Source organism: Leuconostoc garlicum (assembly GCF_001998805.1).
GTDB classification, from domain to species: Bacteria; Bacillota; Bacilli; order Lactobacillales; family Lactobacillaceae; genus Leuconostoc; species Leuconostoc lactis.
The window spans coordinates 1,056,523-1,078,080 of the sequence record NZ_CP016329.1; the positions used below are offsets into that span (position 1 = coordinate 1,056,523).

At 44.9% G+C, this 21,558-nt stretch carries 19 protein-coding genes and 1 other RNA gene; all 20 read left to right on the forward strand.

Translation table 11 applies throughout. The features are described 5' to 3' along the window. Positions 1 to 443 precede the first annotated feature (443 nt). The 20 genes from recU (at position 444) to A9176_RS05550 (ending at position 21,519) form a co-directional block, all read left to right on the forward strand. Complete coding sequence (gene recU / locus A9176_RS05455; protein WP_077282459.1) at positions 444 to 1,058, forward strand: Holliday junction resolvase RecU; 615 nt, start codon at positions 444 to 446, stop codon at positions 1,056 to 1,058. A 24-nt stretch (positions 1,059 to 1,082) separates the two neighbouring features. Then, on the forward strand, positions 1,083 to 3,275 hold the full coding sequence (locus A9176_RS05460; RefSeq protein ID WP_077282461.1) for a transglycosylase domain-containing protein: 2,193 nt from the start codon (positions 1,083 to 1,085) through the stop codon (positions 3,273 to 3,275). 46 nt (positions 3,276 to 3,321) lie between these two features. Beyond that, entirely contained in the window at positions 3,322 to 3,894 is a 573-nt protein-coding gene (locus A9176_RS05465) for a DUF1273 domain-containing protein (protein WP_077282463.1), read from the forward strand. 76 nt (positions 3,895 to 3,970) lie between these two features. Next, positions 3,971 to 4,360, forward strand: coding sequence for a cell division regulator GpsB (gene gpsB / locus A9176_RS05470; RefSeq protein ID WP_010000313.1), 390 nt, complete (start codon positions 3,971 to 3,973; stop codon positions 4,358 to 4,360). 49 nt (positions 4,361 to 4,409) lie between these two features. Beyond that, positions 4,410 to 4,779, forward strand: an RNA gene (rnpB, locus tag A9176_RS05475) — RNase P RNA component class B. Positions 4,780 to 4,936: 157 nt separating this feature from the next. Further along, positions 4,937 to 6,412 (forward strand): ABC transporter substrate-binding protein/permease, encoded by a 1,476-nt coding sequence (locus tag A9176_RS05480; protein ID WP_077282465.1) that lies wholly within the window; start codon positions 4,937 to 4,939, stop codon positions 6,410 to 6,412. Positions 6,413 to 6,697: 285 nt separating this feature from the next. Further along, positions 6,698 to 7,183, forward strand: a complete 486-nt coding sequence (gene purE, locus A9176_RS05485; protein WP_029509187.1) for a 5-(carboxyamino)imidazole ribonucleotide mutase — start codon at positions 6,698 to 6,700, stop codon at positions 7,181 to 7,183. Further along, positions 7,180 to 8,295 (forward strand): 5-(carboxyamino)imidazole ribonucleotide synthase, encoded by a 1,116-nt coding sequence (gene purK, locus A9176_RS05490; RefSeq protein WP_077282467.1) that lies wholly within the window; start codon positions 7,180 to 7,182, stop codon positions 8,293 to 8,295. The genes purE and purK overlap by 4 nt, the downstream gene beginning before the upstream one ends. Then, positions 8,282 to 9,025, forward strand: a complete 744-nt coding sequence (locus tag A9176_RS05495) for a phosphoribosylaminoimidazolesuccinocarboxamide synthase (RefSeq protein ID WP_077282469.1) — start codon at positions 8,282 to 8,284, stop codon at positions 9,023 to 9,025. Before purK ends, A9176_RS05495 begins: the two co-directional genes overlap by 14 nt. A gap of 11 nt (positions 9,026 to 9,036) precedes the next feature. Beyond that, positions 9,037 to 9,303, forward strand: coding sequence for a phosphoribosylformylglycinamidine synthase subunit PurS (purS, locus tag A9176_RS05500; RefSeq protein ID WP_010006383.1), 267 nt, complete (start codon positions 9,037 to 9,039; stop codon positions 9,301 to 9,303). Then, positions 9,300 to 9,968, forward strand: coding sequence for a phosphoribosylformylglycinamidine synthase subunit PurQ (purQ, locus tag A9176_RS05505; protein WP_010006384.1), 669 nt, complete (start codon positions 9,300 to 9,302; stop codon positions 9,966 to 9,968). Before purS ends, purQ begins: the two co-directional genes overlap by 4 nt. A gap of 68 nt (positions 9,969 to 10,036) precedes the next feature. Next, entirely contained in the window at positions 10,037 to 12,259 is a 2,223-nt protein-coding gene (purL, locus tag A9176_RS05510; RefSeq protein WP_029509190.1) for a phosphoribosylformylglycinamidine synthase subunit PurL, read from the forward strand. After that, positions 12,241 to 13,863: an amidophosphoribosyltransferase gene (gene purF / locus A9176_RS05515; RefSeq protein ID WP_077282471.1), complete on the forward strand. Its 1,623-nt coding sequence runs from the start codon at positions 12,241 to 12,243 to the stop codon at positions 13,861 to 13,863. Before purL ends, purF begins: the two co-directional genes overlap by 19 nt. Then, positions 13,860 to 14,897 (forward strand): phosphoribosylformylglycinamidine cyclo-ligase, encoded by a 1,038-nt coding sequence (purM, locus tag A9176_RS05520; RefSeq protein ID WP_029509193.1) that lies wholly within the window; start codon positions 13,860 to 13,862, stop codon positions 14,895 to 14,897. The genes purF and purM overlap by 4 nt, the downstream gene beginning before the upstream one ends. Next, entirely contained in the window at positions 14,891 to 15,481 is a 591-nt protein-coding gene (purN, locus tag A9176_RS05525) for a phosphoribosylglycinamide formyltransferase (protein ID WP_010003146.1), read from the forward strand. The genes purM and purN overlap by 7 nt, the downstream gene beginning before the upstream one ends. Next, positions 15,478 to 17,004, forward strand: a complete 1,527-nt coding sequence (gene purH / locus A9176_RS05530; protein WP_077282473.1) for a bifunctional phosphoribosylaminoimidazolecarboxamide formyltransferase/IMP cyclohydrolase — start codon at positions 15,478 to 15,480, stop codon at positions 17,002 to 17,004. Before purN ends, purH begins: the two co-directional genes overlap by 4 nt. Before the next feature lie 60 nt (positions 17,005 to 17,064). Further along, a complete protein-coding gene (locus A9176_RS05535; RefSeq protein ID WP_077282475.1) occupies positions 17,065 to 17,526 on the forward strand; it encodes an 8-oxo-dGTP diphosphatase in 462 nt (153 codons plus the stop codon). Positions 17,527 to 17,700: 174 nt separating this feature from the next. Next, the gene (gene purD / locus A9176_RS05540) at positions 17,701 to 18,957 is read left to right on the forward strand and encodes a phosphoribosylamine--glycine ligase (protein ID WP_077282477.1); all 1,257 of its coding nucleotides are present in this window, start codon (positions 17,701 to 17,703) and stop codon (positions 18,955 to 18,957) included. A gap of 27 nt (positions 18,958 to 18,984) precedes the next feature. Beyond that, positions 18,985 to 20,649: a formate--tetrahydrofolate ligase gene (locus A9176_RS05545; RefSeq protein ID WP_077282479.1), complete on the forward strand. Its 1,665-nt coding sequence runs from the start codon at positions 18,985 to 18,987 to the stop codon at positions 20,647 to 20,649. Between the two features lie 66 nt (positions 20,650 to 20,715). Continuing rightward, positions 20,716 to 21,519, forward strand: a complete 804-nt coding sequence (locus A9176_RS05550) for an alpha/beta hydrolase (RefSeq protein ID WP_077282481.1) — start codon at positions 20,716 to 20,718, stop codon at positions 21,517 to 21,519. The last annotated feature ends 39 nt before the right edge of the window (positions 21,520 to 21,558 follow it).

Genomic DNA, 21,558 nt, shown 5'->3' on the forward strand with positions numbered 1-21,558 from the left:
TTCCATATATTTTATTTGAGACGTTATCAAAAAACGATTTGTGAAAGATGTCTTAGGGGTGTGCTGGGTTTTAAAATTATCATGCGCTAGGTACTTGATGTTATTGAGTACCTGGCGTTTTTTTTTGTATTGTAAAAAATTGAGAAGTCAATTTTTACAAGTATTATCATCTCTGCGGTATAATAACTGTGTAGCGATGGCGTGATTCATATTGCTGCTACCCCAGCAGATAGCTTAAGAACATGATTTAATCCTACCCTATCTCCTTTCAGCTTATTGACCAATAGCTGCTGTTTGCTGGGGTCTTTTTTATGTGATGGTCAGTCAAAGCAATACGTTAAAAATATATCGGCCTTTTGATAATACTGGTCGATATCGCTTGTATTGTCTTGATTTATGGTAAAATAGGTAGGTATATAGTGCAAAATAATCTGAGGGCATTTATGGCGATTCATTATCCTGCTGGTATTCGACGTACCGCAACGGCAGCCAATCAAGTTCGGGTTGGGAAGACAACTAAAAAGGCCTTAATGTTTGGTAAACGCGGCATGGGGTTAGAAGAAGAGATTAACCTCGCAAATGCCTATTACTTAGCGAACAAGCTGGCTGTCATACATAAAAAGCCAACCCCAATTACGATTGTGAAAGTGGACTATCCCGCTCGTGCTGCCGCCAAGATTACTGAGGCTTATTTTAAGCAAGCGTCGACAACTGATTATAATGGTGTGTATCAGGGTCGGTATCTTGATTTTGATGCGAAAGAGACAAAAAATAAGACGTCTTTTCCGTTGAAAAATTTTCATGAACATCAGATTGTGCATTTGGCGCAAGTGCTGGCACAAAATGGGATCGGCTTTGTTTTAATTAAGTTTACCACGTTAGATGAAACTTACGTTTATCCGGCCAGATACTTAATTGAACAGTGGCAACGCCTGCAAGGTAAACAATCAATTCCGTATCAAGCAATCGTGCGTGATGGTTTTAGAGTCCCACACAGCCTGAACCCCAGTTTGGATTATTTAAAAGCAGTTGACCAATATTTTCAACAGCTAGACTAACATTTAGGAGTACGCCCAAAAATTATGGCAAATGATAACCAATGGTCACGTGTGAATCGTAATCAAAATTTGTATGATAATCATCCTGCAACTGAGCCCCCAACGATTCCCCCGCATCACGGCAAAGGGGGTGGAACGGGCGGTTCAAAGCCACCAAAGAAACGTAAATCTTGGCGACGGATCCTCTTAACCGTCTTTTTATGGCTATTAACCTTAGGGTTTATCGGAGCGCTAGCTGGCGCAGCCGTCTTCTTTACTTATGCGAATGAAGCGCCTAATATTACTGAATCAAACTTAGCATCTGAAAATTCCAGCGCGATTTATGACGATCAAGGTAATCCGATTTGGAAATTGTCGACGGTGCAACGTGATTACGCAAATTCTAATGAAATTCCGAAAACGTTAAAAGAAGCAGTGGTATCGATTGAAGACCGTCGCTTCTATAAGCACGGTGGTGTTGATCCTATTCGAATTGCCGGTGCTGCTTTAGCTAACTTACGCGGTTCAGCATTAGGGATGCAGGGTGGGTCAACCTTAACCCAGCAACTGGTGAAATTATCGGTGTTTAGTACCTCAACTGCTGATCAGACCTTAAAGCGTAAAGCGCAAGAAGCCTGGTTAGCTATGCGGGTGGAAAAGAATTTCTCAAAAGATGAAATCTTAACCTTCTACATGAACAAAGTGTACATGGGACATGGGATTTCTGGGATGAAAACGGCGGCTGAATATTTTTATGGGAAGCCGTTAACTGAACTTTCTTTGCCACAACTGGCTTTGCTTGCGGGGATGCCACAATCACCAACAAACTATGATCCATACCTGAAAGATACGACGGCTGCTAAGACGCGTCGTGATACGGTCCTCGATGCAATGGTGAAGTATGGCGCGATTAGTCAAAAGCAAGCTGATGATGCCAAGAAAGTGCCAATTAGTGATGGTTTACAAGATATCACGGCTAAGACACAAATGGCTAATGCTGGTCGTAAAACCGTCGATGGGTACGTACAATCTGCGCTTGCTGAAGCCAAGGCGTTGGGGTATGATACGTCAAAGCCTGGTCTCAAGATTTATACGAATTTAGATTCTGATTTGCAACAAAAGATGTATGATTTAGCCAATGGTAATTCAATTGCCTTTCCATCAAAGAATACGCAAATTGGGGCGACAATGACTGATCCGAATAACGGAGATATCGTGGCGCAAATCGGCGGTCGTAATCAAGACATTCTTTTTGGAACGAACCATGCAACTTTGACTGGTCGTTCATCTGGTTCATCCATTAAGCCGTTGTTGGACTATGGCCCAGCCATTGAGTATCTCAACTGGCCAACGTATCGGACGGTTGAAGATAAAAAGTATAAGTACCCTGGGACAAATATTGATGTCACGGATTGGGATGGGAAATACATGGGCAACATTACCATGCGTACTGCCTTAACCCAATCACGAAACATTCCTGCCGTGCATGCCTTGGAAGAAGTTGGTGGTGAAAATGCTTCTAAGTTTATGAGTGCGATGGGTATTCAATTGAATAAGATCCCTGGTGGTCAAGATGCGATTGGTATGGCACTGTCAACAGTTCAAGAAGCCGGTGCGTTTGGGGCCATCGCCAATGGTGGTACGTACTACAAACCAACCTATATTTCAAAGGTTGTGACTGCGGATGGGACGACCCATAACTACAGTGTGTCGGGTAAGCGGGCAATGAAGCCAAGTACGGCCTTTATGTTGACTGATATGATGAAGGGCGTCATTAAGCCAAATGCAACGGCGGCTGATGCGATGATTCCTGGCCTACATCAAGCCGGGAAGTCTGGGTTGGTTGGTTTCAGTGATGCGGAACAAATGCCTGATCGTGCCATTAAAGATGCTTGGTTTACTGGGTTCACAAAATCTTATGTCTTGTCAGTATGGACTGGTTATGATTATAATTCTCAAGGGTATATTCCTTGGTCATACCAAGACTTGCCAGCACAGTACTATCAAAAGGTGATGTCATATGCGATGCAAAACAAGCCGAACTCGGATTGGAAGATGCCGGATACGGTCACACCAAAAATCAATGGTAATATTGTGGAATATGAAGTGAAAAATGCGAAGTGGAGTAATGGTGGTTTGCCAACGGTGACATCTGCGTCACAGTCTGGCGAAACACCAAGTGAAGCTGGTATTCCAGCTGGCGCTGCCTCGGTTGGTTCGTCAAACAGCAACAACTAGTATCAAAAAACTTGCGTGAGCAGGTTTTTTATTTTAGAGAGGGTTTATGTCAAGATTATGGGTAACCGGCTATCGCAGCTATGAAATCGGTACATTTGGTGAAAAGGATCCTAAAATCACGGTGGTCAAATACGCCCTGGAACAAGTAATCCGTCAGCAACTAGATCTGGGATTAGAATGGGTGATTACTGGTGGCCAACTGGGGGTGGAACAGTGGAGTGTGGCTGTTGCGCTGAGTTTGAAAACAGAGTTTCCCCAATTAAAAGTGGCGATGATGTATCCCTTTCAACAGTTTGGGCAGCAATGGCAAGAAAATAATCAAGCGCAGTTGCGGCAATTAGCGGCGCAGTGTGATTTTGTAGATAGCGTCTCGCAGGCACCGTATCAAGGGCCGCAGCAATTAAAGAACTATCAAAAATTTATGCTCTCGCATACGGATGCCGCGTTGTTAGTTTACGATCCTGATTTTGAAGGCAAAACACGGTATGATCTCCAAGCCATTGAACAGCAGCAAGCCACCATGCCATATCCATTAACGACGATTGATATGTATAGCTTGCAAGAATATGCGACTGAATATGAAGAAAAATTGGCAGAAAATCAAGCATTTCCAGAATAGTCATGCAATTTTCTTGTCAATGACGTGTTTTATTGGTAATATAGATTAAGTAAAAAAATAAATGAGGTGTGCACTTGTGGAACAAGTAAAATACACGCAAAAAGACATTTTAGAGCGCGTTTTTAAGCAAAAGCGTATGGGTGTTGGTTATGACCCAGCAGACGTGGACAGTTTCTTGGATGACATCATCAAAGATTATGGTGCCTTCACTGGTCGTATTGAACAGTTGCAAGGTGAAGTTGCCCGTTTGCAGACAGCCTTGAAGGCTTCGCAAGAACAACTTGTCGCATTGAAGCAACAAGCTGTACAACCTGCACAACCGGTTACACCAGAAGCACCTGTCGCTGTTGAAGCAACTGTTGTTGAATCACCAAAGGCTGAACAAGTCGTGACAAACCTTGATTTGATCAAGCGTGTTGCCAACTTGGAACGTGCTGTCTTTGGTCCAGGGGCAGAAAACCTTTAAATCGTCAGAATCACGGACGATTATCATCATGAATGATTATTTTTTTGTAAGCATTGGGTAATTGCGCGTTATATTTCTAACGTGAGGAAGGTCCATGCTCGCACAACCTGTGATGGTTGTAGTGTTTGTGCTGGGATAAAGAATAAACCCAGGGGCAGTAATGTCACGGCGGTCGAACAGGCTAAGGCTTAGGCTATGTCTTAATAGGCTCGAAGGTGCCATAGAAACGTATACGTTAGTGAAAGCTAGCGTTTGAGACGAGGTAAACCCCGCAAGCGGGCAACCCAAACTTTTGGTAGGGGCGGCTAATCTAGCGAACTGAAGCGATGGTTGGTATGGTTTGGCGACAAACTTAGATAGATGATTACCGAAGGTGATATGTACCTGCGTATCACTGGAACAAAACATGGCCTATAGATGCTTACATCAGGTGACGTCACATTGTGGCGTCTTTTTTTGTATACAAAAAAATGACAATATACAGGATATGATTGCATATCATCAAAATATTATTGCATAAAAATTCATATCAGGTTATGATTAGTTACGTTAATTGTTGATGGGAGATTTAAAAGTATGAAGTTTAAAAAGATGAAACAGCTGCTAATGGTCCTGGTTAGCATGATGTTGCTCATACCAACGTTGTTGGTCTTTGTGCCAAAAGCGCATGCGGATGACACGGATGCAACATACGCCAAAATTAAAAAGAATGGTGTCTTAGTTGTCGGGATGTCAGCTGATTATGCACCGTTTGAATTCCACACGACGATCAATGGTCGTGATGAGATTGTCGGTTTTGAAGTTGCCATGGCCAAGCAACTTGCCAAAGATTTAGGCGTTAAGATGCAAATCAAGGAAATGGGCTTTGATGGTTTAATCGGCGCGTTGCAAACGGGTAAGATTGACGTCATTATTTCTGGTATTAATGCGACGCCAGAACGTGAACAGGTGGTGGCCTTTTCAAAACCTTACATGTCACCGAAACAAACGGTGTTGATTCTCAAGAAAAATGCCCCACAGTTTACGACTGATGTGAGTTCTTTTGCGGGTAAGAAGGTTGGGGCGCAACGCCAAACAACCCAAGAGACATTTGTGCAAGAGAACATGGCAAACTCAAAGTTGGTTAGTTTGCAAAAAGTACCCGATCTTGTGTCACAATTGTCTGCAGGTAAGATTGCCGGTGTTGTCTTAAATGATCCAATTTCAGAAGCGTATGCGCAGCAAAATAAAGCCTTAGCGGTTATTTATCCAAAGCCAAACGAATCTGAAGGGGCGGTTTCTATCGCTATGCCAAAGAATTCGCCAGTTTTGCAAGCCAAAATCAACGCTGCAATTGATCAAATGGTCTCATCTGGTCAACTCAATAAATTCAAAAAAGAAGCGAACACATTGATGTTTGCCAAGCAATCATTCTGGGCAAAGTATGGTAACTTGTTTGTTAAGGGGACTTTGATTACCTTGGCCTTAGCAGCAGTTGCCGTCATTATCGGTGTTGTTCTGGGGACGATTTTAGCCCTCTTTAAGTTATCACCAAACTTTATTTTAAGAGTGATTGGTAATGTTTACGTTGAATATGTCCGTGGGACACCGTTGTTGGTCCAAGCGTTCATGGTCTTCTTCGGGACACAAGTGATTGGCTTAAACCTATCAGCTTTTGCCGCCGGTTCACTGGCAATGGGCTTGAATTCAGCTGCATATGTTGCTGAAATTATTCGTTCCGGTATTAACTCGGTTGATGGCGGGCAAACAGAAGCTGCGCGATCACTTGGTTTGTCAAAGCGTAAAACAATGCGTTTCATTGTGTTACCACAAGCGGTTAAGAATATCTTACCTGCTTTGGGAAACGAGTTTGTCACAGTCATTAAGGAAGGTTCTGTTGTCTCCGTCATCGGTGTTGGCGAATTGATGTTCCAAACAGGGGTGGTACAAGGTGCTAGCTTTAAGCCATTCTTCCCACTTTTGATTGCGTCATTCATTTACTTTATATTAACCTTTACGATTAGTCGTGCCCTGGGTTATGCTGAAAAGCGTATGGCACGTACCAGTCGCTAATGTGCAAAACGGTTTGACATTTTGTCAAACCGTTTTTTGATTGCAAGATAGAAAACGAATATTCAGGTTTTGATATTATGGAAACGCTTACAAAGCAAACGTTCGTTTATCAAGCTTAAATTAACGGTAACGTTCGTGTATAGCGAACGTTTTTTTAATTTGTGTGAATTTTCTTATTTAAAATCGTACTATTTTGCGCTTTTTTCTGTTAAATTTAAATAGCAGACGAACGAATAATTAATGTTAGATTGAATTATCGTTAAAACACGAACAATGGAGGGTATTATGCCACAAGTCGCGGTAGTCATGGGATCAACGAGTGATTGGCCAACAATGAAGCAAACAGTCAAATTATTGGAGACGTTGGGCGTCACCTATGAAAAGCATGTGATTTCAGCTCATCGCATGCCAGAGCAGTTGCAAGCCTTTGGGCAAGCAGCACAGGACAAGGGGTTACAAGTGATCATTGCAGGTGCTGGCGGTGCAGCGCATTTACCTGGTATGCTAGCGGCCAATACGCTAGTGCCAGTTATTGGCGTACCGATGCAGTCACGGGCACTCAACGGCTTGGATTCACTCTTGTCAATTGTGCAAATGCCAGCTGGTATTCCAGTCGCTACGGTGGCCATCGGTGAAGCAGGCGCCAAGAACGCAGCGATCTTAGCAGCGCAAATTGTCGCGCAAGGACAGCCAGCCATTTTGGCTAATTTGGTAGCGTACCGTGCCAAGCAAACCCAACAATCGATTGATAGTGAGGCTGATCTCGTATGACCAATCTTATTTTGCCACCGGCAACCATCGGCATTATTGGCGGTGGCCAACTTGGCCAAATGATGGCACTGGCCGCAAAGACCATGGGCTATAAAGTTGGTGTACTTGATCCAACTGCAGCTGCACCGGCAGGCCAAGTAGCCGATTTTCAAATCGTGGCTGCCTATGATGATCAAGCAGCAATCGATGAGTTAGCTGCCCGCAGTGATGTGTTGACTTACGAATTTGAAAACGTCGACGTGAACGCCTTGGCGAAACATGCTGATTTAGTGCCACAAGGGACTAAATTACTAGAAATTACCAGTAATCGTTTAACTGAGAAGACGTTTATCCGTGATGTGGCGAAAGTCCCAGTTGCGCAATTTATGGCCATCCACTCTGCCAAAGAATTTGCCGATGCAATTGGTCGGATTACCTTACCAGCCATTTTAAAAACGGTCAGTGGTGGTTATGACGGCCATGGTCAGTGGTCAGTTGACAATGAAGTGGATGTGGTAGCTCTTTTGGCTGATTTTCCTACAGGCACGCTGATTTTGGAACAACGCGTCCCATTTAAAAAAGAATTGAGTATCATGGTGACACGTGATGCCAATGATCGCGTGGTCTTTTGGCCCATTGCAGAAAACGTCCATGTCAATCATATTTTAAAAACCAGTGCTGCCCCAGCCGTGTTAAGTGCGGCCGATACAGCCAAGATTCAACAAATCGCAACGAGTATCGCCAATAGCTTGTCCTTACGTGGTGTGTTGGGCATTGAATTGTTTGTCAGTGATGATCATGTGTGGGTCAATGAACTGGCGCCACGCCCGCATAACTCAGGACATTACACCATTGAAGCGACGAATATTTCTCAATTTGAGGGGCATATTCGCAGTATTACTGGCTTATCACTGCCAGTGATTACCGCGCAAGCACCAGCCCTCATGCTTAATCTTTTAGGCGATGAAATCCAGCAAGCACGGGAAGATTTCGTCAATCATCCGGAATGGCATTTCCATGATTATGGCAAGGCAGCGATCAAACGTGATCGTAAAATGGGGCATATTACGGTGATTGGTGATGATAATAGCCAGAAACTAGATGAATGGAGTCAGACACATGGCCAGCGTTGAATTTGAAAATCGTGAGATTACACAAGCCACTCTTAAATATACGGGTAAAGCCAAACAGGTTTATACCACCAATGACCCAGAAATTTTATGGGTGCATTATCTTGATCAAGCCACTGCTTTAAACGGTAAAGTCAAGGAAACGATTACTGGTAAAGGGGAGCTTAATAGTGCCATTAGCCAGTTATTATTTGACTATTTGACGCGACACGGGATTGACAATCACTACTTGAAGTCGATTTCAGCCACCGATGAATTGGTGACGGCCTTAGACATTTTGCCGATTGAAGTTGTGACGCGTAACTATGCCTCAGGACACTTTGTCAGCAAGTTTGCTGCCACACCGATGCAAGCCTTAACGCCGGTGGTGCAAGAATTTTATTTCAAGTCGGATGCCCTAGATGATCCGTTCATGAATGATTCTCAGATTTTGGCGTTGGGTCATGCGACTGCTGCTGAATTGGCCCAATTACGTCAAAAATCACAAGATGTGAACCAATTACTCAGCGTGCTTTTTGAACAAGTTGGCATTCGCCTGGTTGATTTCAAACTAGAATTTGGTCGTACAGCTGCTGGCAAAATTATCTTAGCCGATGAATTATCACCCGACAACATGCGTTTAGTGGATATTGCCACTGGTAAGTCATTAGATAAAGATGTTTTCCGCCAACACACAGGTGATGTCACGGTTGGCTATCACGACGTCCTCACACGATTACAGGAAGCGATTTAAGGAGAGAAAAAATGTATTTAGCAAAGATTTATGTGACTTATAAGCCCTCAATTTTGGACCCACAAGGTGAAGTCATCAAGGCAGCCCTCCAACGTATGGATTACGCCGGTGTTGAACAAGTGGCGCAAGGTAAGTATTTTGAAGTGAAGTTGCATGCTAAGGATGTTGATACAGCGACAGCAGAAGTTGAAAGCTTTACGGATGCGTTGTTGATTAATCAAAATACAGAAACGTATCGCTTTGATTTGAGTTTAGTTGAAGATGAGGTGACTGCATGAAGGCCGCAGTAATTAGTTTTCCTGGCTCAAACTGTGATTTTGATATGCTCTATGCTTTACAAGATTTCGGTGTTGATGCGCAAATTATTTCCGCAAAAGCCAATGATTTAACTGGCTTTGATGCCATTTTTTTGCCAGGTGGCTTTTCATATGGCGATTACTTGCGGACTGGGGCGATTGCCCGTTTTTCACCAATTATGAGTGCGGTGACGCAAGCAGCAAATGACGGGAAGTTGATTGTTGGGATTTGCAATGGTTTCCAAATTTTAACTGAGGCTGGTTTGTTACCAGGTCAATTATTGGTTAATGCGACCCCTGGTTTTATCTGTGATGAAGTACCACTCAGCATCGCTAATTCACAAACTGCCTTTACAAATGCGTATGATCCAGCAGAAACGATCATGATTCCTATTGCGCATGGTGAAGGGAATTACTATGCCGATGATGCCACTTTGGCTAAGTTAGAAGAAAATCAACAAGTTGTCTTCCGTTATGTCGAAAATCCTAATGGATCAGCCAACGATATCGCTGGGATCATGAATGAACAGGGCAATGTCTTTGGCATGATGCCACACCCTGAACGGGCCGTAGATGCTGTGACTGGTAACATTGATGGTCAAAACTTCTTCAAGAGCATTCTATCAGGGATCTTGGCACGCGCATAGACAAGTTGACGCAACATTGGGGCATGCCGTTTGGCAATTATTGACGTTTTATTGAAAGGCAAAAAAACATGACAACAGTCACAAGTAACGAACTCACACCTGAGCAAGTTCGTGATTCAAAAATTTATACACAATGGGGACTAACGGAAGCAGAATACGATTTGATCGTTGCTGAACTCAAGCGCCTCCCTAACTATACGGAAACGGGTATTTTTTCTGGCATGTGGTCTGAACACGTGTCGTATAAGAAATCAAAGCCAATTTTACGTAAGTTCTGGTCAACAAATGAACGCGTCTTGCAAGGACCAGGTGAAGGTGCGGGGATTTTAGACATTGGTGATGGTCAAGCGGTCGTTTTCAAAGCTGAAAGTCACAACCATCCAAGTTTCGTTGAACCTTATGAAGGTGCGGCAACTGGTGTTGGTGGCATTCTGCGTGATATTTTCTCAATGGGTGCGCAACCCATTGCTGTGCTTGATTCACTCCGTTTTGGAGAATTAGACGATGCGCACACGAAGCACATTGTTGATGGTGTGATTGCCGGTATTGCTGGTTACGGGAACGCGATTGGCATTCCAACAGTCGGTGGTGAAATCAGCTTTGATAATGTTTACGCGGGTAATCCTTTGGTCAATGTTATGGCGGTTGGTTTAATGGACCAAGCGGCTATGCAAGTCGGTCAAGCCAAAGGTGTCGGTAATGCGATTATCTATGTTGGCGCCAAAACTGGCCGCGATGGGATTAACGGGGCGTCATTTGCTTCAGCAGAGTTCTCAACGGAACACGAATCAGATCGCTCAGCAGTTCAAGTTGGCGATCCTTTCTTGGAAAAGTTGGTTATGGATGCGACATTAAAAGCTGTTCATGACCACTCCGACATTATTGTTGGTATTCAGGACATGGGCGCTGCTGGATTGTTGTCATCAAGTTCTGAAATGGCCGCTAAAGCTGGCATGGGTATTACGTTGAATTTGAACAAAGTGCCGCAACGTGAAACGCACATGACCCCTTATGAATTGATGTTGTCAGAATCACAAGAACGGATGTTATTGGTGGTGAAGCGCGGTGAAGAGCAAGCCATTTTAGATTTGTTCCACGAAGCGGATTTGGATGCTGTGGTGATTGGTGAAGTAACAGATAATGGCCGCTACGTATTGTCATTTAATGATGAAATTGTCGCTGATGTGCCGATTGACTTTTTGACACATGCGCCAAAGCAAGACTTGCCAATGGCTGAACCAAAGCGTTTGGCAACCTTTACGGCTGATCAGTATCAACCTGACTTGTCTGATGTCAAACAGACAATTCTTGACTTGTTGGCCCAACCAACGATTGCCTCAAAGGCCAGTCTATTCCGTCATTTTGATTCAATGGTGCGTGCGGATACGGCCATTAAGCCTGGTGGTGATGCCAGTTTGGTGCGCGTGCGTGGCACAAAGAAGGCGTTGGCCATGACGACCGATGTCAATGCACGTTATTTGTACCTAAATCCCCGTGTTGGGGCGAAAATGGCAGTCGCTGAAGCGGCCCGTAACATTGTCGCAACGGGTGCTTTGCCAATTGGGATTACGGATGGCTTGAACTTTGGGTCACCAGATAATCCAGAAGTGTATTATGAATTAGATCAAGCGGTTGCCGGTATTAATGAGGTGGCCAAGCAACTCAACACACCAATTATTTCGGGAAATGTCTCGCTTTACAATGAAACTGATGGTCAAGCTATTTACCCAACACCGATGATTGGAATGGTTGGGTTACTGGATAACGTTGACCTTGCGACGACGATTGGCTTTAAGCAAGCCGGCGATGTGATTTATGTGATTGGGGCAACACAAGCGAGTTTCAACGGTTCAGAAATCCAAAAAATGCAAACGGGTACGATTGACGGCCAACTCTTTGAATTTGATGATGCAGCAGAAATGGCCGCTCAAACGCTTGTCCGTCAAGCAATTGGGCAACAGTTACTGGCTAGCGCGCATGATTTAGCCGAGGGTGGTTTGATTGTTGGATTGTTGGAAAGCAGTTTTGCTGGTCAATTGAGCTTTAATGTCAACACAAACTTAGCGACATCATATTTGTTTGCCGAAACACCAAGCCGTTTCGTGGTGAGTGTGGCGGCAGATAAAGTGGCTGCTTTTGAAGCCTTGGCGGGCGATTTAGCAACGCGTATTGGTGATGTTACAACCGGCGATGATGTGGTTGTGGCAACAACAACCGACGAAATTGTGTTATCACGTCAGGCAGCACAAAAGGTTTATCAGGAGAGTATCTCATGGCAATTACAAGCGTAACCGCACAGGAAATGGCCGCTAATTTGGCGCGACAGGCGGAAACAGCCCGTGTCAATGTGCGAAGCTTAAACGAAGAATGTGGGATTTTTGGTGTCTGGGGCCGACAAGATGCTGCGCAATTGACTTATTACGGGTTGCACGCCTTGCAACACCGTGGTCAAGAAGGTGCAGGCATCGTATCTAACCATGATGGGCATCTTTGGCAAGAACGTGGCTTAGGCTTGTTGAGTGATGTTTTCCGTGATCCAACACGGATTGAAGCGTTGGCTGGCGAAAGTGCTATCGGGCATGTCCGTTACGCAACGGCTGGTTCTCACGGGATTGAAAACATTCAACCCTTGATGGTGAATTTTCACGACATGCAAATTTCATTGGCACATAATGGGAATTTGACGAATGCGAAGTCACTCCGCCAAGGGTTGGAAAAAGAGGGCGCCATTTTCCAAAGTTCATCAGATTCAGAAATTTTGTTGCACTTGATTCGCCGCTCAAAGGCGGACAAGTTTGTGGACAAGTTGAAAGAAGCCTTGAATATTGTGCGCGGTGGTTTTGCTTATTTGTTGCTCACACCACATGGCCTATATGCTGCTTTAGATCCGCATGCTTTTCGGCCGTTTGTGATTGGACAAATGCCTGATGGTCATTACGTGGTCACATCAGAGACAGCTGCTTTGGATGTTGCTGGTGCACGTTTTGTCCGTGATGTGCAACCTGGCGAATTAATTACGATTGATGATAACGGCTTAACGATTGATCGTTACACCGATAAGACGACGCTCAATATTGATTCGATGGAATATATTTATTTTGCGCGACCTGACTCAACAATTTACGGCGTCAACGTGCATAAGGCGCGTAAGCGTATGGGCGCAGCCCTTGCTGCAGAACAACCCGTACCAGAAGCAGACATTGTGGTTGGGGTACCGAATTCAAGCCTTTCAGCAGCGGCTGGTTTTGCGGAAGCAACTGGCTTGCCCAATGAAATGGGTTTGGTGAAAAACCAATATATTGCCCGAACATTTATTGAACCAACTCAGGATAAGCGCGAACGGGCTGTCCGCATGAAGTTAAGTGCCGTTAAAGATGTTGTGCGTGGCAAAAATGTTGTCTTGGTGGATGATTCAATTGTTCGTGGGACAACCTCAATGTTTATTGTACGGATGTTAAAAGAAGCCGGCGCCAAGTCAGTGCATGTGCGTATTGCCAGTCCAGTCTTTAAATTCCCATCATTTTATGGGATTGATATGCAAACCACTGCTGAATTAATGGGCGCTAATAATACGCTAGATGAGATGCGCGACAATATTGAGGCGGATTCGCTTGGTTTCTTGACTGTCGATGCGTTAGTCAAGGCGATTGATTTACCCTATGATGGTGAAGGCACAGGTCTGACAACGGCGTACTTTGATGGTCACTATCCAAGTCCAATCTATGATTATGAAGACAGTCTAGCTGACTTTGTGGCAACGGGTGCGGTAGACTTTACTGCTGAACCAACGACCACCTATCATCCCCGCCAAGTCGCTTCGTTACGCAACGAAGAAATCATGGCTGATGGGACGATCCATTTAGATTCACAAACAATTCAGGGAGTAGAAGTATGACCGAACAAAACGCTTATCAGCAAGCCGGCGTCGACATTAAAGCCGGTGAAGAAGCCGTCGAATTGATGAAAGATGCGGTCGCTGATACGTATAATGCACAAGTTTTGGATGGCTTAGGCGGCTTTGGGGCAGCTTTTGCTTTAGGTAATCAGTACCAAAACCCTGTCTTGGTATCGGGTGCTGATGGTGTCGGGACAAAGTTGTTACTAGCGATTGCGGCTGATAAACACGATACGATTGGACAAGATCTTGTGGCGATGGTGGCTAACGATATTTTGGCACAAGGGGCCAAGCCGGCATTTATGTTGGATTATCTTGCCGTGGATAAGATGCGACCAGCAGTCGTGGCAGAAATTGTCACGGGTGTGGCCAAGGCTGCCAAAGCTTCAGGGATGGCGTTAATTGGTGGTGAAAGTGCAGAATTACCAGGTCTTTATGCACCTAAGCACTATGATTTGGCGGCATTTGCTGTTGGTGTGGCTGAGCAAGACCAACTCTTAAATCCTAAAAACGTGGCGGTTGGCGATGTTTTGATTGGTTTGCCATCTTCTGGAATTCATTCAAATGGCTACTCATTAGTGCGTCATGTCTTAGGGATTCAATCAGATGATGACTTTAATCAATTACCTGAAGACCTCAAGACGACCTTACTCACACCAACCGCTCTGTATGCCAAGCCGGTTTGGCCATTAGTTGAAGCTGGTTTGTTGCAAGCAATGGCACACATTACGGGTGGTGGTTTAACGGAAAACCTACCACGCGCCTATGAGGCCACGCTTTCAGCGCAAATCAACTGGGGCGCATGGCCAATCTTGCCAATTTTTAACACGTTACAAGCTGCTGGGCAACTCACCCTTGACGATATGTTATTGACTTTCAATAATGGGTTGGGCATGGTCTTGATTGTGAAGCCTGCTCATCGGGATGCGGTATTAGCGTCATTGGCTGCGCAAGATCAAGCCGCTTACGTGATTGGTGAAATGGTGCCGTATGCTGGTGCTGGCGTCGTTTATTCAGGAGACGCCCCATGGTAAGAAAAGTACGCTTAGCCGTTTTTGCGTCGGGGACAGGGACTAATTTTCAAGCCTTGTATGATGCCATTTTACAACGGCAGTTAGAGGCTGAAATTGTGCGGTTAATCGTGGATAAGTCATCAGCTGGGGCCTTAAACTTAGCCAAACTATTCGGTGTACCGGCGACTTTTATCAAGTACTCAACGTATGACTCAAAACCAGCCGCTGAACAAGCAATTTTAGACCAACTAGCCGATGATCAAGTTGATGGTATTTTACTGGCTGGCTATATGCGGATTTTAACGCCAAAATTAATTGATGCCTATGCTGGTAAAATTATCAATTTGCATCCAGCCATGTTGCCCGCTTTTCCAGGTCGACACAGTATCTTGGATGCTTTTGAGGCAGGCGTTGACACGACTGGGGTGACCGTTCATTATGTCGATAACGGCATTGATACGGGCCAAATTATTGCCCAACAAGCCGTGCCGCGTTATCCAGAAGATACGTTGTTGGATTTGGAAACACGAATCCACCAGGTCGAACATGTTTTATATCCCAATACTTTAGAACAGTTACTTAACGAAGGAGTTTTCTTAAAATGACACGTGCATTACTCAGTGTTTCTGATAAAAGTGGTCTGGTACCATTTGCTGAAAAGTTGGTTGCCTTAGGCTATGAATTGATTTCAACGGGTGGGACGCACAAAGTCTTAGCCGAAGCTGGTCTTGATGTGATTGCCATTGATGACGTCACAAATTTCCCGGAAATGTTAGATGGTCGGGTAAAAACATTACACCCACGTGTTCATGCAGGGTTATTGGCACGTCGTGATTTGCCAGAACATATGGCTAAGTTAAGTGAGTTTGACATTACACCAATTGATATGGTGGTCGTGAACTTGTATCCCTTCAAGTCAACGATTCAAAAAGATGGGGTGACAGAAGCCGAAGCCATTGAAAATATTGATATTGGTGGCCCATCAATGTTACGTTCTGCCGCCAAGAACTTTGCAGCCGTTTTGCCAATTGTTGATCCAGCCGATTATGATGTTGTGATTGACAAATTGCAAACTGGCAGTGTTGATGCGGATTACCGAAAGTCATTAGCCGCTAAGGTTTTCCAACACACAGCAGCCTATGATGCACTAATTGCCGATTATTTAACGACAACAGAGTTTCCTCAGAACTTGACTTTGCCATACGAAAAGTTTGACGACATGCGTTATGGTGAAAACCCACATCAAAAGGCTGCGGCTTATAAGACAGCTTTGCCAGAAGCTTATTCTGTGCTGAATGCTAACATTTTGCACGGTAAGCAATTGTCATACAATAACATTCGCGATGCGGATGCCGCTTTGCGCATTATTGCTGAATTTGACGAGACAACGGTTGTCACTGTGAAGCACATGAATCCAGCAGGTATCGGGCAAGGGGCAACCTTGGAAGAGGCCTGGGACAAGGCGTTTGCCGCTGATGATGTATCAATTTTTGGTGGTATTGTCGCTTTGAATCGTGAAGTTGATGCCGCAACGGCCGAAAAAATGCACGCGATTTTCTTGGAAATCATCATTGCGCCAAGCTTTACACCGGAAGCCTTTGAAATTTTATCAGCCAAGAAAAACTTGCGTTTGTTGACGGTACCATTTACCACAGCAGTGCCACAAAAGTTAGAAGTCACGTCTGTTTTGGGTGGCGTTGTGGTGCAAGAACGTGATTTGTATACGGATGCTGAAACAAACTTTGAAGTTGTGTCAAAGGCACAACCAACAGCTGAACAATTGCGGGCGATGATTTTTGCGCAAAAAGTAGTCAAGCACGTGAAGTCTAACGCGATTATTGTGGCGCGCGATGGCCAAACTTTGGGCATGGGTGCAGGTCAGCCAAATCGTATTGACTCGGTGGTCTATGCGATTCAAAAAGCTGAAACAAAGCCAGGATTTGATGAAGCCGTCTTGGCCTCAGATGCTTTCTTCCCAATGTATGATTCGGTTCAATATGCAGCAGAACATGGGATCAAGGCAATTGTTGAACCAGGTGGGTCAATTAAGGATAAAGATTCGATTGTTAAAGCCGATGAATTGGGCATTGTACTAGTCTTTTCCGGCACACGTCATTTTAAGCATTAAACCTTTTAAGCGTCCTTTGGGACGTTTTTTTTATGCTATAATGCCAAAAGAGGTACACAGATGACAAGAACAACCCCCGTCGAATTAACGAACATGATTATGATTGAAAAGCCACAGACGCATGAAATTTTAGTCGAAGATCGACAAAACCCAACTTGGCCAGGCGTGACATTTCCTGGTGGTCACATCGAAGCAGGTGAAACAATTGTGGCCAGTGCTATCCGTGAGGCATATGAAGAAACAGGGTTGACAATTGCACAGCCCCAGCTGGTCGGGTTGAAGGAATGGCCTTTGCCAGACGGTCAACGCTACATCGTCTTTTTGTTTAAGGCAACCCAGTTTCAAGGCGACATTAAATCTGGGCGTGAAGGACAAATTTTTTGGACGACGCGTGAAGCGTTAAACGATATGCTGTTACCGCCAACTTTTAAAGAAATGCTGCCGGTCTTTGACGATCCGAAAATTAATGAATTGGCATTGGGGCCAAGGATTGCTGGTGAACGGTCGTTATCGTGGTTGTAACCGCATACATTCTTAATGTTCGTTTTGTTTCGTGTTAATTGTCAAAAAGTTCGTTATTAACGAACTTTTTTTATATTTGTGAGAAAAAGATAATTTATACACGAACACAAGCCGCGAAAATTCTGCTAAACTAAGTATATAGTTTGATATTTAGTAGTCAGTTTAGAGGATAATATGAAAAAAGTATTAGTAATTGGTTCAGGTGCGCGAGAGCATGCGCTTGCTCAGGCCTTTTTGCGGAGTGAACAGGTTGAACAAGTTATTGTCGCGCCTGGTAATGATGGCATGACGGATGACGGCTTGCGGCGCGCAGCTGTCGCCGTCACAGATTTACAAGGTTTGCGTGACTTAGCGGTGGCTGAAGCTGTTGATTTAACCTTTGTTGGGAACGAAGAACCCTTGACACTGGGCGTGGTGGATGCGTTCCGCCAAGCAGGGTTGCAAATTTTTGGCCCAACGCAAGCAGCAGCGCAATTAGAAGGGTCAAAGTCATTCACGAAGCGGATACTTGACCAATACAATATTCCAACGGCGCAATCACGGACGGTGACCAATCACACAGCTGCCCAAGCCGCTGTGACTGAATTTGGCTTACCAATCGTCTTTAAACTAGATGGCTTGGCCTTGGGCAAAGGGGTGACGATTGTCACAACCGCTACCCAAGCAGCGGATTATTTAACCGACCTGTATACACGTCAGCCAGAAGCAAAACTGGTCATTGAAAGTTATCTTGACGGCGTTGAGTTTTCAATTTTTTCACTAGTGGGTCAAGATGGGGTGGTCACACATGCGCCACTGGCACAAGACCACAAACGCCGCTTTGATCAAGATAAGGGGCCAAATACTGGTGGTATGGGCGCGTATAGTCCAGTGCGTTGGTTGTCTGCAGAAGTTCGGCAACAAGCCATTGACACGCTCGTCATGCCAACGATTGCCGCCATGGCAAAAGAAGGGACTCCGTTCACCGGTGTCTTATATACAGGGGTGATGTTAACGGCTGAAGGGCCTAAAGTGATCGAATTTAACGTGCGCTTTGGTGACCCTGAAGCACAAGTTGTGTTGCCGCAGTACACTGGTGATTTTTATCAATTAATTGTTGATTTACTCCAAGGTCAGGCAGTTGACCCAGAATGGCAAACGGATGCCGTTTATGTCGGCGTTGTTTTGGCTGCTGCTGGTTATCCAGAAGCACCCGAAAAAGGCGCCAGTGTCCCAACACCAAGCGATGTGGCACCATTGGGGATTAACTATGCCGGAGTGAAAAATGGGCTTGCCAGCGGTGGCCGAATAGCGACGGTTGTCGCCCATGCACAAGATACGCAAACAGCGCAACAAAAAGTGTATGAGACCATTGATCAATTACAATTAACATTACAGTACCGTCATGACATTGCCTATCAGGCTGTCCAACATGAGATAGATAAGATGTGAGAAGTGCAGTTAAACGAGGATAAAGAGATGCAAACAGATATTGAAATTGCCCAAGCCGCAACTGTTAAACCCATTACAGAGATTGCTGCTGCTGCCGGTTTGGCCAGCCATGAAATTGAACCTTACGGTTTTGATAAAGCCAAAATTAAATTAGATCCAACGGTGCCCCGATCAAAGCAGTTGGGCAAGCTTATTTTGGTCACATCGATTAACCCAACGCCTGCTGGTGAAGGGAAATCAACGGTAACGGTTGGCTTGGCAGATGCGTTGACAATGGCTGGTAAGAAAACTATGATTGCCCTTCGGGAACCGTCACTGGGCCCGGTAATGGGGATGAAAGGTGGTGCGACTGGTGGTGGGATGGCACAAGTCATCCCGATGGCGGATATTAATTTGCATTTTACTGGGGATTTTCATGCACTCACATCAGCCCATGATACGATTGCTGCCGTATTGGATAATAGTTTACAACAAGGTAATCCATTAAATATTGATCCGCGTCGTATTATTTGGAAGCGCGTGTTAGATATTAATGATCGTGCGCTGCGCCATATCACGATTGGGATGGGCGGACCGACTTCTGGTGTACCGCGGGAAGATGGGTTTGACATTACAGTTGCCTCAGAGTTGATGGCTATTTTGACCTTATCAACTGATTTAATGGACTTAAAAGCCCATGTGGCGCGGATTGTGGTGGGTTATACCTACGACAAAGCGCCGGTGACGGTAGCAGATTTGGGCATTGCTGGCGCGATTGCGGTCTTGTTGAAAGATGCCATCAAGCCTAATTTAGTTCAGACGTTGGCACATACACCAGCCATTATTCACGGTGGGCCTTTTGCCAATATTGCCCAAGGAACTAATTCTATTTTGGCAACCAAAACGGCGTTGCAATTAGCAGATTATGCGGTGACTGAAGGCGGCTTTGGCGCTGATCTTGGTGGTGAAAAGTTCTTGGATGTGAAAGTGCCATTGTTGGGCAAAACGCCAGATGCGATTGTTGTCGTGGCAACCGTTCGCGCCTTGAAGCATCATGGGGGTGTGGCTTTAGCTGATTTAGATGCTGAAAATATCCCAGCACTAACTGTTGGACTTGAAAACTTGGGGCAACACTTGCTGGCTATGGGTCGTTACGGTGTGCCTGTGGTGGTGGCCATTAATCGTTTTACTGCCGATACCGAAGCAGAAATTCAAACCATTAAAGCGTATACTGAACAGTTTGGGGCAACAGCGTATGCCACCGAAGTTTGGGCCAAAGGTGGTGCTGGGGCGCAAGAACTCGCCGCTGCTGTGATTGAAGTGGCGGATCAAGAAGCCGACTTTACGCCACTGTATCAACCAGATGATGAGGCGTTGGATAAGTTGAACGCCATCGTGACCACAATCTATGGTGGGGCGGGCGTTGAATTATCAGCAACCGCGCAAAAACAACTCGCAGAGTTTAAGCAACGTGGTTGGGATAAATTACCCATTATCATGGCGAAAACACAATATTCTTTCTCTGACGATCCCAAAAAACTCGGCGCGCCAAAAGACTTTGTGATTCACATTCGTGAATTTGTGCCGAAATTAGGTGCCGGTTTCTTAGTTGCGATGACAAGGACGATTTTGACGATGCCGGGCTTGCCAAAACATCCAGCAGCATTCGACATTGATATTGACGAAACAGGTAAAATAACTGGACTCTTTTAAATAACGACGTTAGCAGGGCACTGCTAACGTTTTTGGCGATGCATAAAAGAAAGTGAAGGATACGCCATGGCACAGCTTGAAGTGAATTATTACTCACAAGTATTAGGAATGGATCGTGTGATGCAGGTAATCTTACCAGAACTATCTGATCACATGCCGGAATGGACACCAGCTGATCTGCAAGATCTCCCAGTTTTGTACTTATTGCATGGCATGTCAGGCGATCAAGCGGTCTGGTCGCGGCGGACAAGTATTGAACGGCTCGTGCGACAAACACCACTAGCCATTGTCATGCCGTCGACTGATTTAGCTTGGTATACCAATACACAATATGGGATGGCTTATTTTGATGCGTTGTGCCACGAGTTACCGCAAAAAGTGGCAACATTGTTCCCACAAATTTCACAAAAACGTGAGAAAAATTTTGTGGCTGGCTTGTCAATGGGTGGATATGGGGCCTTTAAAATGGCGTTGGGTAGCAACCATTTTAGTTATGCTGCCTCACTTTCTGGCGCGTTACTGGGTGATCCAAATTTTCCTGGACGCACAACTTGGCAAAGTCCGGCCTACTGGTCTGGTATCTTTGGCGATATGGATCAGTTACAGGGTTCCGAAAATGACATTATCGCCCTTGCCCAAACACAGGCTCGAACGCAACCCGTACGCCCGAAACTTTACGCCTGGATTGGGGAGCAGGACTATTTATATCACAATAATTTAACCACTATCCCACAAATTCAAGCCTTAGGCTATGACGTGACGTTTGAAACAAGTCCAGGCACTCATGATTGGTATTATTGGGATCAACACATCGAACGCGTCCTCGAATGGCTGCCAATTAACTATCAACCAGAAGAACGGTTGTCTTAAGCACGAACACTTAAAGTTCGTGTTTTTTTATTTAATTCA

Coding starts and splice junctions, on each gene's coding strand:
- recU (WP_077282459.1), top strand. CDS start 444: ATGGCGATTCATTATCCTGCTGGTATTCGACGTACCGCAACGGCAGCC.
- A9176_RS05460 (WP_077282461.1), top strand. CDS start 1,083: ATGGCAAATGATAACCAATGGTCACGTGTGAATCGTAATCAAAATTTG.
- A9176_RS05465 (WP_077282463.1), top strand. CDS start 3,322: ATGTCAAGATTATGGGTAACCGGCTATCGCAGCTATGAAATCGGTACA.
- A9176_RS05480 (WP_077282465.1), top strand. CDS start 4,937: ATGAAGTTTAAAAAGATGAAACAGCTGCTAATGGTCCTGGTTAGCATG.
- purE (WP_029509187.1), top strand. CDS start 6,698: ATGCCACAAGTCGCGGTAGTCATGGGATCAACGAGTGATTGGCCAACA.
- purK (WP_077282467.1), top strand. CDS start 7,180: ATGACCAATCTTATTTTGCCACCGGCAACCATCGGCATTATTGGCGGT.
- A9176_RS05495 (WP_077282469.1), top strand. CDS start 8,282: ATGGCCAGCGTTGAATTTGAAAATCGTGAGATTACACAAGCCACTCTT.
- purS (WP_010006383.1), top strand. CDS start 9,037: ATGTATTTAGCAAAGATTTATGTGACTTATAAGCCCTCAATTTTGGAC.
- purQ (WP_010006384.1), top strand. CDS start 9,300: ATGAAGGCCGCAGTAATTAGTTTTCCTGGCTCAAACTGTGATTTTGAT.
- purL (WP_029509190.1), top strand. CDS start 10,037: ATGACAACAGTCACAAGTAACGAACTCACACCTGAGCAAGTTCGTGAT.
- purF (WP_077282471.1), top strand. CDS start 12,241: ATGGCAATTACAAGCGTAACCGCACAGGAAATGGCCGCTAATTTGGCG.
- purM (WP_029509193.1), top strand. CDS start 13,860: ATGACCGAACAAAACGCTTATCAGCAAGCCGGCGTCGACATTAAAGCC.
- purN (WP_010003146.1), top strand. CDS start 14,891: ATGGTAAGAAAAGTACGCTTAGCCGTTTTTGCGTCGGGGACAGGGACT.
- purH (WP_077282473.1), top strand. CDS start 15,478: ATGACACGTGCATTACTCAGTGTTTCTGATAAAAGTGGTCTGGTACCA.
- A9176_RS05535 (WP_077282475.1), top strand. CDS start 17,065: ATGACAAGAACAACCCCCGTCGAATTAACGAACATGATTATGATTGAA.
- purD (WP_077282477.1), top strand. CDS start 17,701: ATGAAAAAAGTATTAGTAATTGGTTCAGGTGCGCGAGAGCATGCGCTT.
- A9176_RS05545 (WP_077282479.1), top strand. CDS start 18,985: ATGCAAACAGATATTGAAATTGCCCAAGCCGCAACTGTTAAACCCATT.
- A9176_RS05550 (WP_077282481.1), top strand. CDS start 20,716: ATGGCACAGCTTGAAGTGAATTATTACTCACAAGTATTAGGAATGGAT.